18 protein-coding genes are annotated in these 16,845 nt (G+C 68.7%); 14 read left to right on the forward strand and 4 right to left on the reverse strand.

The annotated features are described in order from the left end of the window. Positions 1 to 2 precede the first annotated feature (2 nt). Genes GGQ93_RS00835 through lpxK form a run of 4 tightly spaced genes read left to right on the forward strand, consistent with a single transcriptional unit; the run spans position 3 to position 4,808 of the window. Positions 3 to 1,826 carry an ABC transporter ATP-binding protein gene (locus GGQ93_RS00835; protein ID WP_183214837.1) on the forward strand — a complete coding sequence of 608 codons (1,824 nt, stop codon included), beginning with the start codon at positions 3 to 5 and terminating at the stop codon, positions 1,824 to 1,826. Continuing rightward, positions 1,823 to 2,506, forward strand: coding sequence for a lysophospholipid acyltransferase family protein (locus tag GGQ93_RS00840; protein WP_152950708.1), 684 nt, complete (start codon positions 1,823 to 1,825; stop codon positions 2,504 to 2,506). Before GGQ93_RS00835 ends, GGQ93_RS00840 begins: the two co-directional genes overlap by 4 nt. Beyond that, positions 2,503 to 3,795, forward strand: a complete 1,293-nt coding sequence (locus GGQ93_RS00845; protein WP_183214838.1) for a 3-deoxy-D-manno-octulosonic acid transferase — start codon at positions 2,503 to 2,505, stop codon at positions 3,793 to 3,795. Before GGQ93_RS00840 ends, GGQ93_RS00845 begins: the two co-directional genes overlap by 4 nt. Beyond that, on the forward strand, positions 3,792 to 4,808 hold the full coding sequence (gene lpxK, locus GGQ93_RS00850; protein ID WP_183214839.1) for a tetraacyldisaccharide 4'-kinase: 1,017 nt from the start codon (positions 3,792 to 3,794) through the stop codon (positions 4,806 to 4,808). The genes GGQ93_RS00845 and lpxK overlap by 4 nt, the downstream gene beginning before the upstream one ends. On the opposite strand, the gene GGQ93_RS00855 is transcribed toward lpxK, so the two are convergent. After that, a complete protein-coding gene (locus GGQ93_RS00855) occupies positions 4,793 to 6,118 on the reverse strand; it encodes a metal-dependent hydrolase family protein (protein WP_183214840.1) in 1,326 nt (441 codons plus the stop codon). The genes lpxK and GGQ93_RS00855 overlap by 16 nt on opposite strands. A gap of 114 nt (positions 6,119 to 6,232) precedes the next feature. On the opposite strand from GGQ93_RS00855, the gene GGQ93_RS00860 reads away from it, so the two are divergent. Next, positions 6,233 to 6,919, forward strand: a complete 687-nt coding sequence (locus GGQ93_RS00860; protein ID WP_183214841.1) for a murein L,D-transpeptidase catalytic domain family protein — start codon at positions 6,233 to 6,235, stop codon at positions 6,917 to 6,919. 3 nt (positions 6,920 to 6,922) lie between these two features. Here GGQ93_RS00860 and GGQ93_RS00865 read toward each other — a convergent pair whose 3' ends face one another. The 3 genes from GGQ93_RS00865 to purD are packed head-to-tail and all read right to left on the reverse strand — an operon-like array spanning position 6,923 to position 8,692. After that, positions 6,923 to 7,198 carry a type II toxin-antitoxin system RelE/ParE family toxin gene (locus GGQ93_RS00865; RefSeq protein ID WP_007442402.1) on the reverse strand — a complete coding sequence of 92 codons (276 nt, stop codon included), beginning with the start codon at positions 7,196 to 7,198 and terminating at the stop codon, positions 6,923 to 6,925. After that, a complete protein-coding gene (locus GGQ93_RS00870; RefSeq protein WP_007442400.1) occupies positions 7,186 to 7,386 on the reverse strand; it encodes a hypothetical protein in 201 nt (66 codons plus the stop codon). Before GGQ93_RS00870 ends, GGQ93_RS00865 begins: the two co-directional genes overlap by 13 nt. A 31-nt stretch (positions 7,387 to 7,417) precedes the next feature. Further along, a complete protein-coding gene (gene purD, locus GGQ93_RS00875) occupies positions 7,418 to 8,692 on the reverse strand; it encodes a phosphoribosylamine--glycine ligase (protein ID WP_182714911.1) in 1,275 nt (424 codons plus the stop codon). 112 nt (positions 8,693 to 8,804) lie between these two features. On the opposite strand from purD, the gene xseA reads away from it, so the two are divergent. The 9 genes from xseA (at position 8,805) to GGQ93_RS00920 (ending at position 16,824) form a co-directional block, all read left to right on the forward strand. Then, a complete protein-coding gene (gene xseA / locus GGQ93_RS00880) occupies positions 8,805 to 10,442 on the forward strand; it encodes an exodeoxyribonuclease VII large subunit (RefSeq protein WP_183214842.1) in 1,638 nt (545 codons plus the stop codon). A 57-nt stretch (positions 10,443 to 10,499) separates the two neighbouring features. Beyond that, entirely contained in the window at positions 10,500 to 11,006 is a 507-nt protein-coding gene (lspA, locus tag GGQ93_RS00885; protein ID WP_183214843.1) for a signal peptidase II, read from the forward strand. Between the two features lie 111 nt (positions 11,007 to 11,117). After that, a complete protein-coding gene (locus GGQ93_RS00890; RefSeq protein WP_183214844.1) occupies positions 11,118 to 11,684 on the forward strand; it encodes a DUF3035 domain-containing protein in 567 nt (188 codons plus the stop codon). A 64-nt stretch (positions 11,685 to 11,748) separates the two neighbouring features. Continuing rightward, a complete protein-coding gene (locus tag GGQ93_RS00895) occupies positions 11,749 to 12,417 on the forward strand; it encodes a Tat pathway signal sequence domain protein (RefSeq protein WP_152950715.1) in 669 nt (222 codons plus the stop codon). Further along, the gene (gene argS, locus GGQ93_RS00900; RefSeq protein ID WP_183214845.1) at positions 12,417 to 14,219 is read left to right on the forward strand and encodes an arginine--tRNA ligase; all 1,803 of its coding nucleotides are present in this window, start codon (positions 12,417 to 12,419) and stop codon (positions 14,217 to 14,219) included. The genes GGQ93_RS00895 and argS overlap by 1 nt, the downstream gene beginning before the upstream one ends. 82 nt (positions 14,220 to 14,301) lie before the next feature. Beyond that, positions 14,302 to 15,126, forward strand: a complete 825-nt coding sequence (locus GGQ93_RS00905) for a PIN domain-containing protein (RefSeq protein WP_260171131.1) — start codon at positions 14,302 to 14,304, stop codon at positions 15,124 to 15,126. A 24-nt stretch (positions 15,127 to 15,150) separates the two neighbouring features. Next, positions 15,151 to 15,390: a FitA-like ribbon-helix-helix domain-containing protein gene (locus GGQ93_RS00910; RefSeq protein ID WP_054766258.1), complete on the forward strand. Its 240-nt coding sequence runs from the start codon at positions 15,151 to 15,153 to the stop codon at positions 15,388 to 15,390. Beyond that, entirely contained in the window at positions 15,387 to 15,818 is a 432-nt protein-coding gene (locus GGQ93_RS00915) for a type II toxin-antitoxin system VapC family toxin (RefSeq protein ID WP_054766259.1), read from the forward strand. Before GGQ93_RS00910 ends, GGQ93_RS00915 begins: the two co-directional genes overlap by 4 nt. Then, positions 15,808 to 16,824: an adenosine deaminase gene (locus tag GGQ93_RS00920; RefSeq protein WP_183214846.1), complete on the forward strand. Its 1,017-nt coding sequence runs from the start codon at positions 15,808 to 15,810 to the stop codon at positions 16,822 to 16,824. Before GGQ93_RS00915 ends, GGQ93_RS00920 begins: the two co-directional genes overlap by 11 nt. The last annotated feature ends 21 nt before the right edge of the window (positions 16,825 to 16,845 follow it).

Here is a 16,845-nt window from a genome sequence, read left to right on the forward strand (position 1 = left end):
CGATGAGCGAGCCCGCCCCCTCCATGCCCCTGCGCGCCCTGCTGGCGCGGATCTGGCGTGAATATCTGAGCAGCCGCAAGGGATCATTGATCCTGTCGATCCTGTGCGCCGCCACGACAGGTCTGCTGACGGCGGCCCTGCTGAAGCTGCTGGAGCCGGCGGTGAACGGCCTGTTCCTCGGCGGCGACCAGCCGATCGTCCTGTTCGGCCGTTTCCGCTTCCCGGCGGACGAGGCCCTGATCGTCATCCCCGCCGCCATTCTGACGGTGGCGGTGGTGCGGACCCTGGCGGCCCTGGGGCAGGCCGCCCTGGTCAATCGACTGGGCCATACGATCGTCGGCGACATCCAGATCCGCCTGTTCGGCGCCATGATCCGCGCCGATCTGGCCCGACTGCGCAGCCAGCATTCGGGCGGCTTCGTCTCCTCGGTCCTGTTCGACGCCAATCTGGTGCGCGAGGCCTTCACCTCGGGCGTGGTCAACTACACCCAGAACCTGCTGACCCTGATCGCGGTGCTGATCTATATGGGGATCATTGATTGGCAGCTGACCATGGTGGTCCTGCTGGGCGTGCCCCTGGTGGCCCTGGTGCTGCGCCGGTTCGGGCGAAGGACGCGCAAGGCCGCCGTCGGCGCCATGGCCGAGACCGAGAACCTGTCCACCGCCCTGATGGAGAATCTGGACGGGGTCCGCCTGATCAAGATCGAGAACCGCGAGGCGGCCGAGCAGGATCGCGTGGCCGAGGTGGTGGCCCGTCGCCAGCGCCATGTCATCAAGGGCGCCAACGCCCGCGCCTTCGCCGGCCCGTCCAGCGACCTGGTCGCCTATGTCGTCGTCGCCGCCGTCATGGCCTATGCCGGATGGCGGGCCCAGTCGGGCGAGATGACGGTGGGCGGGTTCGCCGCCTTCATCGGCCTGTTGCTGGCGGCCGGCCAGTCGCTGCGCCAGGTCACGAACCTGGCCACGGTGATGAGCGAAGGCTTCACCGCCGCGCGTCGCCTGTTCGCCGCCCTGGACATCGAGCCGGAAATCCGTGAGGCGGCCGACGCCGAGGCCCTGCCGTCCGGCCCGGTCGAGGTGGCGCTGGATCAGGTGTCCTTCGCCTATGCGGGGACGGACGCCCCGACCCTGGACGCCGTCTCCCTGCGGGTCGCTCCGGGCGAGACGGTCGCCCTGGTCGGCCCCTCCGGCGGCGGCAAGAGCACCATCCTCAGCCTGTTGCCGCGCTTCTATGACGTCACGGCCGGGGCGGTGCGGCTGAACGGGATGGATATCCGTCAGGTGCGGATCAGCGATCTGCGCGACCACATCGCCCTCGTGACCCAGGAGCCCTTCCTGTTCGACGACACCATCGCCGCCAACATCGCCTATGGCCGGCCGGGCGCGACGCAAGCCCAGATCGAGGACGCCGCGCGGTCCGCCGCCGCCCATGACTTCATCACGGGCCTGCCGGACGGTTACGCCACCCGTGCGGGCGAGGCGGGCCTGCGCCTTTCGGGAGGGCAGCGCCAGCGGATCGCCATCGCCCGCGCCTTTCTGAAGGACGCGCCCATCCTGCTGCTGGACGAGGCGACCAGCGCCCTGGACACCGAGAGCGAGGCCCTGGTCCAGGCGGCGCTGGAGCGATTGATGGAGGGGCGCGCCACCCTGATGATCGCCCACCGCCTGTCCACCGTCAGGAACGCCGACCGCATCTATGTGATCGAGGCCGGGCGGGTGGTCGAGGAAGGGACGCATGACGCCCTGGTGGCCCGTGGCGGACTCTACGCCCGCCTGGCCCGGCAACAGTCGCTGGACGGAACCCCGGCGGTCGAGGCCGTCGCGTGAGGCCGCTGCGCAATCCGATCATCCAGTCCGCCCTGGCCTGGACCCTGGCCAAATGGATGCAGGTCTGTTTCGCCACCATCCGCTGGACCCATGAGAACCAGCAGGCGGCCGAGGCTGTCTGGGCGCAGGGCGGCGGGGTTCTGTGCGTCTTCTGGCATTCGCGCATTGGCCTGTCGCCCGCCTGCTGGCCGCTGGACCGAGCCCAGCCGGCCAAGGCCCTGATCTCTCTGTCGGCCGACGGGGAGTTCATCGCCAAGGCGGTGGCGCGCCAGGGCTTTCCCGCCGTGCGCGGCTCATCGGCCAATAAGGACAAGGCGCAGAAGGCCAAGGGCGGCTCCCAGGCCCTGCGCGACGGGCTGAAGCAGCTCAAGGTCGGCGCCCTGGCCATCACCCCGGACGGCCCGCGCGGCCCGGTCAACATCATGGCCGAGGGCCTGCCGCTGATGGCGAAACTGTCCGGCGCCCCGGTCCTGTTCATCGGCCTGTCCTGCAATCCGGCGATCCGGCTGAACAGCTGGGATCGGGCGGTCCTGCCCCTGCCGTTCGGCAAGGGCGCCATTGTTTGGGATCGGGCCGACTATCCCGAGGGGGCCGACATGGCCCAGGTGACGCGCGACTGGACGGCGCGGCTGAATGCGGTCGAGGCGCGGGCGGATGCGATCACGGGTTTGAAGCCGTGACGCCCCTGCCCCTGCTGGCCTATCGGCTGCTGACCCGCGCCCTGGAGCCCCTGGCGCCGCGCCTGCTGGACGCCCGCGCCGCAAGAGGCAAGGAGGACCCCGCCCGTGTCGATGAACGGATGGGCTTTACCCGGATCGAACGGCCCGAGGGCGACCTGGTCTGGCTGCACGGCGTCAGCGTGGGCGAGACCCTGTCCCTGCTGCCCCTGGTCGAACGGTTCGTAAAGGCGCGGCCGGATCTGACGGTTCTGGTGACGTCGGGCACGGTGACGTCCGCCCGGATTCTTGAGGACCGGCTGCCGAAGGGGGTGATCCACCAATATGCGCCGGTGGACGGACCGGGCGCGGTCGGCCGTTTCCTGGATCACTGGCGGCCTGCGCTTGCGGTCTTCGTCGAGAGCGAACTATGGCCCAATCTGCTGCTGGAGGCCCACCGGCGCGGGGTGAAGCTGGCCCTGGTCAGCGCCCGCATCACCGACAAGACGGTCGAGGGCTGGCGCCGGTTTCCGGCCTCGGCTCAAGCGGTGACGCGCGCCTTCGACCTGGTCCTGCCCCAGGACGCCGCCTCCGCCGAGCGGCTGGAGCGGATGGGCGCCCGTGTCGACGACCTGGTCAATCTGAAGCTGGCGGGCGAGCCCCTGCCCCATGATACGGCCGCCTTCAGCCGTCTGAGCGCCGCCATCGGCGACCGGCCGGTCATCGTCGCCGCCAGCACCCATGAGGGCGAAGAGATCGCCATCGTCCGCGCCCTGGACAAGCTGAGCGAGCGCGTCTGCCTGATCCTGCTGCCGCGCCACCCTGAGCGCGGTCCCTTGATCGCGGAGGCCCTGCAGCGGGAGGGCGCAGCCTTCGCCATGCGCTCGCGCGGCGAGACCATCGGGCGCGACACGGACGTCTATCTGGCCGACACCTTGAACGAGATGGGGCTGTTCCTGCGTCTGGCCGATGTGGTGGTGATGGGCGGCTCCTTCGCTCCGGCCCTGGGCCTGCCGGCGGTCGGCGGTCACAATCCACTGGAGCCCGCCCGGCTCGGGCGGCCGACGATAACCGGCCCCGACGCCTCCAACTGGGCCAGCGTGACTGCGGCATTGGCCCAATCGGGCGGACTGATCCTGGTCCAGGCGCCCTGGGACCTGCCTCAGGCGGTCGCCCCTTTGCTGGCCGATCCAGCGGCGGCCAAGGCCATGGGCGAGCGCGCCCGCCGCGCGGCGGCCGAGGCGGGCGGGGATCTGGAGCGGCTGTGGTCCTGGCTCGCTCCGCTCACGCCGCAGAAGAGACCCCGGCGATGAAGCTGAACACGCCCCGCTGGTGGTATGTGCGCGACCGCGATCACGCCCGGATGACACGCACCCTGTTGAAGCCGCTGGGCTGGATCTGGGCTGGGGTCACGGCGCAGCGCATCGCGCGCACCGTTCCCCTTGATCCCAGCTGCGCGGTGATTTCGGTCGGCAATCTGACGGTCGGCGGATCGGGCAAGACGCCGGTTGCGCGCGAGGCGCTGCGGCTGCTGCGCGCGGCGGGGGTGGAGGCCCGGGGCCTGTCGCGCGGCTATGGCGGGCGGCTGGAAGGGCCGGTCCGCGTCGATCCCGCCTTGCATACGGCCGAGGACGTCGGCGACGAACCCCTGATGCTGACCAGGGACGCGCCGGTCTGGATTTCACGCAATCGGGTCGCCGGCGCCGAGGCGGCCGTTACGGACGGGGCCGACGCCCTGGTGCTGGACGACGGACACCAGAACCCCGCCTTGAAGAAGACCGTCAGCCTGATCGTCGTGGATGGAGAGACCCGCGGCGACGAATGGCCGTTCGGGGACGGCTCGGTATTTCCGTCCGGCCCGATGCGCGAGCCTTTGAAAGCGGGGCTGGCGCGCGCCGACGCCGTTGTGGTGATGCTGCCGACCGATCTGGAGACAGCCGATCCTGAACTGCTGGCGGTCTTCGAGGGTCTGCCGATCTATCTCGCGAGACTGACGCCGCAGGGTCCGCCCCCGACCGGCCCACAGGTCGGCTTCGCCGGCATCGCCAAGCCGTGGAAGGTCGAGCGGTCGCTGAAGGCGGCGGGCTGCGATCTGGTCGACTTCGTCCCTTTCCCTGACCATGCGGCCTACAGCGACAAGGATATGGCGTTCTTGAAAGATCGGGCGGCGGTCTTTCGGGCCGGCCTTGTCACCACAGAAAAGGACTGGGTGCGGCTGACGCCCGATCAGCGCGCGCATGTGACCGCCTGGCCGGTCGTCGCCCGGTTTGAGGATGAGGCCGGCTTCGCCGCCTTCCTGACCCAGGCTGTTCAGTCGGCGCGGTAGACCACGCCGCCCTTCATTACGAACCTCATCCGCTCCAGCTCGGTGACGTCGCTCAGGGGATCGCCGGAGACGGCGACGATGTCGGCCGGCATGCCCGGCGCGATCCGCCCGGCCTCGCTGGAGATGCGCAGATGTTCGGCGGCGCCGACGGTGGCGGCCTGGACGGCCTCCAGCGGAGTCAGGCCGGCGCGGACCAAGAGGGCGAACTCCTTGGCGTTGTCGCCGTGGGCGGAGACGCCGCTGTCGGTGCCGAAGGCGATTTTGACGCCGCCCTGGTGGGCGCGGCGCGCCATCTCCAGCATCTTCGGCCCCGCCTCCAGCGCCTTGGCGGTCTGGGCGGGAGTGAAGAAATTGTCTGGCCCGGAGGCGACGCGCGCGACGAAATCCCCCGCCAGCAGGGTCGGCACGAGCCAGGCGCCGTTCTGCTTGAACAGGCGGATCGACTGGTCGTCCAGATAGGTGCCGTGTTCGATGGAATCGCCGCCGGCGCGCAGGAAGGCGTTGATGCCGTCGACGCCGTGAGCGTGAGCCGTGACCTGGCGGCCCATCCGGTGAGCGCTTTCAACGATGGCGGTCAGTTCGGGATCACTGAACTGCTGGTTCAGACCGGCGGCGGTGTTGGACAGGACCCCGCCGGTGGCCGTGATCTTGATGATGTCGGCGCCGGCGCGGATCTGGGTGCGGACCGCGCGCATACAGTCTTCCGGTCCCGAACAGACGCTTTCGGGCGACAGCAGGTGCAGGACGTCGGCGCGGAAGCCGTTGGCGTCGCCGTGGCCGCCGTGAACCGACACGGCCGAGCCCGCTGCAATGATGCGCGGCCCCGGCACGTCGCCCGCCTTCACCGCCTCGCGCAGGGCGAAGATCGCTTCGTTGTCGGCCCCGAGATCGGCGACGGTGGTGAAGCCCGCCATCAGGGTGCGGCGCGCATAGCGGGCGCCGACCATGGCCTGGGCGGCCTCTGACTGGGTCACCTCCTCCAGCCGCGAATTGGGGTTTTGCTGGCCGGTCAAGTGGACGTGGCTGTCGATCAGACCCGGCAAAACGAAGGAGTCCCGCAGGTCGATGACCCGGCCGTGCGCCGGATCGCCGACGAAGCCGTCGCGAATATCGACGACTTGGTTCCCGCTGATCACGAGAGTTTTACTGCGCTGCACAACGCCGTTCGACGGATCCGCCAGCAGCCGCCCCGCCTCGACGAAGGTGACCACAGGGGGTCCGGAAAGTCCAACCCCTGCGGGGGTTTGCTGAGCCGCCGCCGCCGAAGCGGACGCCAGCAGCACCGACAAAGCCAGGATCAAACGCTTCATTGATCGCCCTCCCGCGACGCCTCGCCGCAAAATCGCCCCACAAGGCTCAGGTTGCCTCGGTCGTAACGGTTTGAAACAAACACCTCCGAAGACAAACCGCAACGAGGGCGTCGCATGCGGCTTTCGAGACGAGGACTCATTCTGGGCGGCTCGGCCATGCTGGCGGGGTGCGCCAGCGCCAGCGCCACGGCCCCCGTGACGACGGCGGCGCTCCAGCCCGTCGCGGCCCCGGTGGTCGTTCCCCCGGTTCAGACCGTCAGCGTGACCCCGCCGCCGCTGGATCCTCGCGGCGCCGTTCCGAAAGATCTGATGGACCGGGCCATGGCGGCCCTGGACGTCCACCACCGCAAACTCCCCCTGCGTGACCGGATGTATCTGGTCGATTTCAAGAAGTTCTCGGGCGACGAGCGGCTGTACGAGGTCGATCTGATCGCAGGCGAGGTCAAGGTGCTGCGGACCTGCCACGGCCGGGGCTCCGACCCCGACCATTCCGGCTATGCGCGCCGCTTTTCCAACACGCCCGATTCCAACATGTCCTCGATCGGCGCCTACGCCACGGCCGGCGCCAGCTGGGGCAAGCAGCAGGGGCCGAACGTCCTGCTGGACGGGCTGGAATACACCAATGACAAGGCCCGCGAACGCGCCATCATCGTTCACGGCGCCGACTACGCCGACCCGGACTTCCTGGCGCGCGAAGGCAAGCTGGGCCGCAGCTACGGCTGTTTCTCGGTGGCCCATACCGACTTGCCGGAGCTGCGCGAGCGGATGGGCGAAGGCCGGCTGCTGTTCGCCTGGGCGTAAGGCTTATCCCTCGGGCCGTCGGGCCGAGTGGCGGATGGTGATTATGCGAATCTCGCTGGGCAGGATGGCGTAGCGGATCACATAGGGGCGGATCGAGACCGCCTCGCGAAGCCCATGGCGTATTTGCCTGCCGCGATCCGGAAAGGCGCTCAGACTTTCGGCCAGATCGATCAGGCGAACCGCCAGGCGGATCGCCGCCGGCGGGCTGAAACCTTGCACATAGGACTGTATGGCGATCAGGTCTTCCCGAGCTTGCTCGGTCCAGACTACTCGCCGCATTTCGGCGGCGGGAGCGGATTGTCCGTTCCCCAAGACAGAAGCCACCGCTTTACGGCTTCATGGCTCACGACCCGCCCGGCCTCGGCGTCGGCGAGACCACGCAGGGTCGCCGCCTCGTCCGCCGCGTCGTCGGCGATGTCGAAGACGCCCGGCTCGTCGTCATCTTCGTGGTACGCGGGATCAGCCATGGCGCGAGCCTACCACACCCCGCCGATACGGTCAGCCCCGCTCCAGCGCCCGCCAGCCGATGTCGGAGCGGTTGAAGCCGCCGGGCCAGTCGATCTTCTTGATGGCGTCGTAGGCGCGTTCGCGGGCCTGGGCGATGTCGTCGCCTTCGGCGCAGACGTTCAGGACGCGGCCGCCGGCGGCGCACAGCTGGCCGTCGTCTCGGCGCTTGGTGCCGGCGTGGAAGACCTGGACATGGGGACCGAAGTCCTGATCGGCGCCGCGGATGATCGAGCCTTCCAGCGGACTGTCGGGATAGCCCTTGGCCGCCATGACGACGCAGATGACCGTCTGGGGCTTGAACGCCGGCGCCGGCAGGCCGGAGACGTCGCCACGCGCGCAAGCCAGCAGATAGGGAACGATGTCCCCGGCCATGCGCATCATCAGCACCTGGCATTCCGGGTCGCCGAAGCGGGCGTTGAACTCGACCACCTTGGGTCCGTCGGTCGTGGCCATCAGCCCGGCGTAGAGGACACCGCGATAGGGGGCGCCCTCCTCGGCCATCTTGCGGATGGTGGGCTGAACGATGCGTTCGTCAGCCTGCTGGACCAGGTCGGCGGTGAAGACCGGGGCCGGTGAATAGGCGCCCATGCCGCCGGTGTTGGGTCCGGTGTCGCCGTCGAAGGCGCGTTTGTGGTCCTGGGCGCCGCCGAACAGGACAGCCTGTTTGCCGTCGCACAGGGCGAAAAGGGAGCCTTCCTCGCCGTCCATGAACTCTTCGATCACCACGCGGGCGCCGGCGGCGCCGAAGCGGCCGCCCAGCATGCGCTCGACCTCGGCCTCGGCGTCGGCGCGATCCGGGCTGATGGCCACGCCCTTGCCGGCGGCCAGGCCGTCGGCCTTGATGACATAGGGCGGCTGGAAGGCGTCGAGCGCGGCCTTGGCCTCCTGAACCGTCTCATAGACGCCGTAGCCGGCGGTGGGGATGGAATGACGCTCCAGGAAGGCCTTGGAAAAGGCCTTGGACGTCTCCAGCTGCGCGGCCTTGGCGGTGGGGCCGAAACAGGGGATGCCGGCGGCGGCCAGCCGGTCCGCCACACCGGCCGCCAGGGCGACCTCCGGCCCGACCACCACCAGGTCCGCCTTGATCTCGCGCGCCAGGGCCGCCAGGCCCTCGGCGTCGTCAGCCTTTACTGGACGAAGCTCGCACACGGCCTCGATCCCAGGATTGCCGGGCGCGGCGACAAGGCGGGTGACCAACGGCGACTGGGCGATCTTCCAGGCCAGGGCGTGTTCACGCCCGCCCGATCCGACGAGGAGAATGTTCATAAGGTGGGCAATGACCGCACCGCGCGAGGCGGTCAAGCGGCGGGCGTCCGCGATATCGCCTCTTCCTTGGAAACGGGTGCGAAAACGATCCGCCTCGGGCTAGAGTGGGGTCATGAGCGACGACTCCTATGTGTTCGAAGGCCCAGCCGAGGCCGCCGCCCCGCGCGACAACAATCCGCCCCTGTCGATCTCGGAACTGTCCTTTGCCCTGAAGCGGACGCTGGAGGAGCGATTCGGCCACGTCCGGCTGAGGGGCGAGGTGTCCAAGGTCAATCGTCACGCCTCGGGCCATGTCTATCTGACCCTGAAGGACGACAAGTCGGCCATCGACGGCGTGATCTGGAAGGGATCGGTGCGCGGCCTGGGCGTCCAGCCGGAGGCGGGGCTGGAGGTCATCGTCACCGGCAAGATCACCTCCTATCCCGCGCGGTCCTCGTACCAGATCGTGATCGAGAGCATGGAGGCGGCGGGGGCCGGCGCCCTCCTGGCCCAGTTGGAGCGGCTGAAGGTTCGCCTGCGCGATGAGGGCCTGTTCGAGCCGGGACGCAAGAAGCCCCTGCCCCCGTTCCCCCGCACCATAGGGGTGATCACCAGCCCGACCGGGGCGGTGATCCGCGACGTCCTGCACCGAATCGCCGAACGCTGGCCGTGCCGGGTGATCGTCTGGCCCGTGGTGGTCCAGGGCGAGGCGGCGTGCGGCCAGGTGTCGAACGCCATTCGCGGCTTTGATGCGATGACGCCCGACGGACCCATCCCCCGGCCGGATCTGCTGATCGTGGCGCGCGGGGGGGGGTCGGTAGAGGACCTGTGGTGCTTCAACGACGAGGGGCTGGCCCGCACGGTGGCGGCGGCGCGCATTCCGATCATATCGGCCGTGGGACACGAGACGGACACCACCCTGATCGACTTCGTCTCGGACCGGCGCGCGCCGACGCCCACGGGGGCGGCCGAGATGGCCACCCCGGTGCTGGCCGACCTGAGATACGCCGTCGCCGACCTGGATCGACGCCTGGTTCTGGCGGGCGGGCGGCTGATCGAGGATCGGCGGACCAAACTGCGCGCCGTGGCGCGCGGACTGCCCGCCCGGCCGGAGGACCTGACGGCCCTGGCGCAACAGAGGCTGGACCATGTGTCCAGCCGTCTGGGTTCGGGCCTGCAACGCAACATCGCCCTGCATGAACGCCATCTGGCCGTGACCGGCGGCAAGTTGAGCCCCGGGCTGCTGCGGACCCGGATCGAGCGGGGTCAGGATCGACTGCGCGGCGCGGGGGACCGGCTGGGGGCGGCGCTTCAGGCGGGGGTCGCGCGCGGCGAGCGGCGGCTGTTGCAGATCGGCGGTCGCCTGTCGCCCGAACCGCTGCACCGCCGCCTGGACCAGCGCCAGGCCAGGCTGGACGCGGTCTCCGCGCGCCTGGACGGCGTCATCCCCCGTCGACTGGACGGCGACCGAGCCCGGCTGAACGCCCTGTCCCGCGCCCTGGCGACGCTTGATCCCAGCCGCCCCAAACCCGGCTTCGCCCGGGTCGAGCGCGCCGACGGCGGCTGGATCACCGCAGCGGCCGGGCTGGAATCGGGCCAGACTGTCCGACTGGTGTTCGGCGACGGCGCGCGCGAGGCCGTCATCGACGGCGCGGCGCAGAACCCGCCGCCTACGCCGCCCTCTGCGACGCCCCAGTCAATGCCCCAGTCGACTCCACGAGCGACGCCTCGGCCCAAGCGCCCCGCGCCGGACCAGGGCGACCTCTTCTGACATCCGCTCCCGCTTTTCCGCTTCGCGCCTGAGCCGCTTCCTGCTAACCGCCGCCGCATGAAGATCCCCCGCATCGCCTTCGCCGCCTATGGCTTCGCCCTTCTGATCATCGTCCTGGACCAGTTGACCAAGGCCTGGATCCTGAGTCTGCCGGACGTGGCCTCGATCAAGCAAATCCCCGTCGGCTACGTCTTCGCCGAGGTCTTCCCGCCCGTCCTGCGATTCACCTTCGTCCAGAACACCGGCGTCAGCTTCGGCCTGTTCGGCGGGGGCGAGGCGCGCTGGGGTCTGACCATCTTCTCCGTCCTGGTCTCGGGCGCCCTGGCCTGGTGGGCGACGCGGGCCGATCGTCGCCTGCTGATCACCGCCATCGGCCTGGTGATCGGCGGCGCCCTGGGCAATGTGATCGACCGGGTGCGGTTCGGCTATGTGGTCGACTTCATCGACGTTTCGGGCACAGGCGTCTTTCCCTGGGTGTTCAACGTCGCCGACAGCGCCATCACCATCGGCGTCGTCCTTCTGATCATCGACAGCTTCCTGTCCGACCGGGCCTCCAAGGCCTGAAAACGGCTGCAAGGTTGGCGCGGCCCCCGAAAAGTCGTAATCACCCCGTCTTCACTATGCCAACAGCGCCCGCAGAGGCGCTCCGTGCATCAGCCGATCGAGCCTGAACCCATGCGTATCCGCAGCGTCGCCGCCCTGACCCTCGCCGCCTCAGCCGCCCTCGCCGTCTCGGCCTGCGGCAGCCTCAAGCAAGGCATCGGCCTGACCAAGGTCGTGCCGGACGAGTTCGTGACCGTCTCCACCGCGCCGCTCAGCGTGCCGCCGGAATACGGCCTGCGTCCGCCTGCGCCCGGCCAGCCCCGCCCGCAGGAACTGGCGCCCGAAAGCGCCGCCCGTCAGATTCTGCTGGGTCAGCGTCAGGCCGTCACCCGCACCCCCGGCGAACAGGTCCTGGTGGCCCAGGCCGGCGCCGATCAGGCCGACCCCCTGGCCCGCTATGTGATCGACGACGAGTTCGGCGACATCGCCCACAAGGACGAAAGCTTCGCCAACCGCGTGATGTTCTGGCGCAAGGACGACGCCTCGACCCAGGCGGCCACCACCCGCCAGACCGCCGAGGGCCAGCAGACGATCGACGCCTCGACCGAGGCCGCCCGGCTTCAGGCCCTGACGGGCGGTCGTGAGGCCATCACCATCACCCCGCGTCGCAGCGGCGGTTTCAAACTGCCGGGTCTGTAAACCGGTCGAACCTTTGTCGGACGCCGGCTGCGGCGTTGGTCCTTTCGCTGTCGGAAATCATTTGATGCGTCGCCTGCTCACCGCCCTGGCCGCCGTTTCCATCGCGGCCTCCGTCCTGCCTGTCGCCGCCGAGGCGCAGCAACGTCAGCGTCAACGCGGTTCCAGCGGACAGCAGGCGGACGGGTCGGAGAATGCGCCGTCCACCCGCGCGCCCCGGATCGCGCCCCTGCGCCGCCGCGCCAACGCCGGCCCCTGCCCCTTCGTCAAGGTGCTGTACGACGCCGCCCGCTATGTGGAGCTGGAAGGCGGCCGCGCCGCCATCGCCAACGTCGGCTACACCGGCGAGATCGAAGGCGTCTCGGCCGATTGCGAATATCGCGAAGCCGATCCGATCCGACTGGACATGGACATCCTGTTCCAGCTGGGCCGCGGCGCCCAGGCGACCGAGGACCAGAAGACCTATCGTTACTGGGTCGCGGTGACGGAACGGAACAGCGCCGTCCTGGCCAAGGAATATTTCGACCTGCCGGTGAAGTTCGACGGCCAGCGCACCGCCTCGGTCAACGAACAGCGGACCATCATCATTCCCCGCGCCGAGGCCACCACCAGCGGCGGCAATTTCGAAGTTCTGATCGGGTTCGACGTCACGCCCGAAATGGCCGAGTTCAACCGGTCCGGCAGTCGCTTCCGCGTCAACGCCGGAGCCGCCCAAGCCTCTGCGCCGAGCCAGTAATGTCTGATCTGAAGACCGTCCTCAGCGAAGCGGTCGCCGCCGCCTTCGCCGCCGAAGGCGTGGAGCCGGCTCTCGCTCGCGTCACCCCGTCCGACCGGCCGGATCTGGCCGACTTTCAGTCGAACGGCGCCCTGGCCGCCGCCAAGGCGTTGAAGGCCAATCCGCGCGAACTGGCCGGCAAGATCGCCGAGCGGCTGGGCGCCGACGCCCGCTTCGCCTCGGTCGAGGTGGCGGGGCCGGGCTTCATCAATCTGAAGATCGCCGACGCCGTTCTGGCGGAACGCGCCGCCGAAGTCGCCGCCGACGCCGAACACGCGGGCGCGGCCGTCGTGGCCGATCCGCGCAAGGTGGTGATCGACTACGGCGGTCCGAACGTGGCCAAGCCGATGCACGTCGGCCATCTGCGCAGCGCCATCATCGGCGAGAGCCTGAAGCGGCTTTTCCGTTTCCGCGGTGATCATGTGACCGGCGACGCCCATTTCGGCGACTGGGGCTTCCAGATGGGGCTGCTGATCACCGCCTGCGGCGACGAGGGTCTGGCCGACGCCTTCATGGCCGACGGCGACGGCCCCTTCCCCGCCGAAAGCCCGGTGACCCTGGCCGATCTGGACCGGCTGTATCCGCAGGCCGCCGGCAAGGCCAAGGAAGACCCGGCCTTCCGCGACCGCGCCCGCAAGGCGACGGCGGAGTTGCAGGCCGGACGGCCCGGCTATCGCGCCCTGTGGTCGCATTTCGTGGCGGTCAGCCGTGAGGCCCTGAAGCGCGAATACGGCGACCTGTCGGTCGATTTCGACCTGTGGAACGGCGAGAGCGACGCCGATCCCCTGATGGACGAGATGATCGCCCATCTTAAGGCTGAGGGCCTGCTGGTCGAGGACGACGGCGCCCAGGTGGTCCATGTCGCCAAGCCGGGCGAGACCCGCAAGAAGAAGCTGGCCGACGGCTCGGTGATCGAGACGCCCTCGCCCCCGCCCCTGCTGGTGATCAGCTCGGAAGGCTCGGCCATGTACGGCACGACCGACCTGGCCACGATCCTGGACCGCAAGAAGGCCCTGGCGCCGGACCTGGCCCTGTACGTCGTCGACGAACGCCAGGCAGAGCATTTCGAACAGGTGTTCCGCGCCGCCTATCTGGCCGGCTACGCCGCGGAAGGGTCGCTGGAGCATCTGGGCTTCGGCACCATGAACGGCGCCGACGGCAAGCCGTTCAAGACCCGCGCGGGCGGGGTGCTGAAGCTGCGCGACCTGATCGATCAGGCGACGGACAATGCGCGCGAGCGTCTGCATGAGGCCAAGCTGGGCGACGACCTGTCGCCGGAAGAGTTCGAAGCCATCGCCCACAAGGTGGCCATCGCCGCCCTGAAGTTCGCCGACCTGTCGAACGCGCGGACCACCAGCTACGTCTTCGACCTGGACCGGTTCATGAGCTTCGAGGGCAAGACCGGCCCCTATCTGCTGTACCAGTCGGTCCGGATCAAATCCCTGCTGAGGAAGGCCGCCGAACAGGGCGCCGCGCCCGGCGCCATCGTCATCGCCGAGCAGGCCGAGCGCGATCTGGCCCTGACGCTGGACGCCTTCTCGACCGCCGTTTCGGACGCCTATGACAAGCGGATGCCGCATCTGGTCGCCGAACACGCCTATCGGGTGGCGCAATCGTTCTCGAAATTCTACGCCGCCTGCCCGGTGCTGGTGGCGCCGGACGAGGCGACGCGGGCCTCGCGCCTGGCCCTGTCGGCGGCGGCGCTGCTGCAGCTGGAAACGGCGTTGAACCTGCTGGGGATCGAGACTCCCGAACGGATGTGACCGCCGTTCTGTGACCTGAAAGACGCGGACTCTGCTCTTCAGCTCTGATTAACCTTCGCCGGGTTCAGGGAGCGGTCGACGGATGGGGACCGGCGGTCAGCAGTCTAAGGGGCGTCGCTGGGGTCAGCATAGGGGACGCATCCGCGTGGCGGACGGCGCCCTGCGGCCGTTCGGCCCCCGCGATCTGACGCCGCCGTTCCTGAAGCGCCGGGCGATCCTCTATGTGGACGGCTACAACCTTTTCCACGCCCTGCTGAACCAGAAGCGGCGCGAATGGCTGTGGCTGGACTTGCAGGCCTTGGGGCGGGGCCTGATCGATCCGACGGAGCGGCTGGCCGGCGTGGTCTGGGTCAGCGCCCACAAGCCCCAATCCCGCTCGCGGATGGAGGCCCTGTTCCGCTATGAGGCGGCGCTGAGGGCGCGCAAGGTTCGTTGCCTGATGGGCCATTTCATCGTCCATGGCGAACACTGCCGCGCCTGCGGCAATGTCTGGAGCGCGTCCACGGAGAAGCAGAGCGACGTCAACCTGGCCCTGGCGGTGGCGGACGATGTGGCGGCGAACCGGGTCGATTCCGTCTATCTGCTGACCACCGACGGCGACCACGCCGCCACCGTGCGGTACGTGCGCGAGGCCTATCCGGAAAAGCGGATCGTCAGCGTCGCCCCGCCCGGCCGGGCGCACAATCGCCAGATCGCCGCCTGGACCGACGAACTGGTCGGGATCGGGCCCAATCTGCTGGCCGGGTCCATGCTGCCCGACCGGCTGAAGACGGCCAGGGGCTGGGTCGAACGGCCCGAGGCCTGGAGCGCCCGCCCCAGCCTGCCCCCGCCCCCCGATCCGCCGCCGACGAACGACGCGGGGAAGACCAAGGCTGGACATCTGCGGCTGGTGGTGTCGAACGCCTAGCCGAGATGATATGATCGCGTCGTCATGAACCTCCATGTCCGCAATCTTGATGAAGAAACGGTCCGCGCCCTGGAACAGAGGGCCGCGCGCAACGGCCGTTCGGCCGAAGCGGAAGTGCGAGCCATTCTGACGGCGGCTGCGGCGGTCGAGATGGCGGACAGGTCCGACTGGATCCAGGTGTCGGATGAGCTGCGAGCGCGTTCGGCCGGATTCAGCCACACGCCGTCCGAAATTCTGGTTCGGGAAAGCCGCGACGAAAGATGAAGGCGATCATCGACTCCAGCGTCGTGATCAAATGGTTCGTGAAGGAGGATGGTGCGGACGAATCGCTCGACCTCCGTTTTCAGCCTTTGGCTGCGCCGGACCTTCTGCTCGTGGAATGCGCCAATGTGTTCTGGAAGAAGGTTCGACGTCAGGAATACCAAGCCGACGACGCAGTCTTGGCCCTCGGGGCGATTGAGCGAGCGAACATAAGCCTGTCGCCCGCCTATGGATTGGCCTCGCGCGCGTTCGATATCGGTCGCGCGCTCGACCATGCCGTCTATGATTGTTTCTATCTGGCCCTTGCTGAACGCCTGAGCCTGCCTTTGATCACCGCCGACGCCAAACTGATGTCCAAAGCGACGCTCGAGCGCACATCTGTCCGCGTGCTCAATCTATCAAACTGGAAGACCGTCCTCGATGCCGACTGACCTCGACGCCTATATCGCCGGCCTGCCCAAGGCGGAGTTGCACCTTCACATCGAGGGCTCGCTGGAGCCGGAGCTGATGTTCGAGCTGGCGAAGCGCAATGGGGTCTCAATCCCCTACGACAGCGTCGAGGCGGTGCGGGCGGCCTATGATTTCTCGAATCTGCAGGACTTCCTGGACATCTATTACGCCGGGGCGGCGGTCCTTCTGACGCGCCAGGATTTCGAAGATCTGGCCTTCGCCTATTTCCAGCGGGCGGCCGCCGATAACGTGCGCCACGCCGAGATCTTCTTCGATCCCCAGACCCATACCGACCGGGGCGTGCCCTTCGGCGTGGTGGTGGAGGGGCTGATCGCGGGGATGGACCGGGCCAAGGCGGAACTGGGCGTCAGTTCGGGCCTGATCCTCAGCTTCCTGCGGCACCTCACCGAGGAAGAGGCGTTCGCGACCCTGGAGGCGGCCAAGCCCTATCTACATCATTTCATCGGGGTGGGGCTGGATTCGTCGGAGGTCGGCCATCCGCCGTCCAAGTTCCAGCGCGTCTTCGCCGCCGCCCGCGAGCTGGGTCTGAAACTGTGCGCCCACGCGGGGGAGGAAGGCCCGCCGGCCTATGTGCACGAGGCGCTCGATCTGCTGCACATCGACCGGATGGACCACGGCAATCGCTCGATGGAGGACGAGGTCCTGGTGGAGCGGCTGGCGCGCGAGCAGATGACCCTGACCGTCTGCCCCCTGTCGAACCTGAAGCTCTGCGTGGTCGATGATCTGAAGAACCATCCCGTGCCCGAGATGCTGCGCCGGGGCCTGCACGTCACCCTGAACTCGGACGATCCGTCCTATTTCGGGGGGTATGTGAACGACAACTACAGCCGGCTGGCGGCGGCGGTCGGGCTGACCCGCGAACAGGTGACGCAGATGGCGAAGAACAGTTTCGAGGGGTCTTTCCTGGGCGAGGCGGAGAAGGCGGCGTTCATCGCGGAGGTAGAGGCCTACGCCAAGGCGGGCTGACGTCCTTTCGTCATTCCGGGC

The sequence above is a fragment of the Brevundimonas aurantiaca genome (genome assembly GCF_014199955.1).
Lineage (GTDB): Bacteria > Pseudomonadota > Alphaproteobacteria > Caulobacterales > Caulobacteraceae > Brevundimonas > Brevundimonas aurantiaca.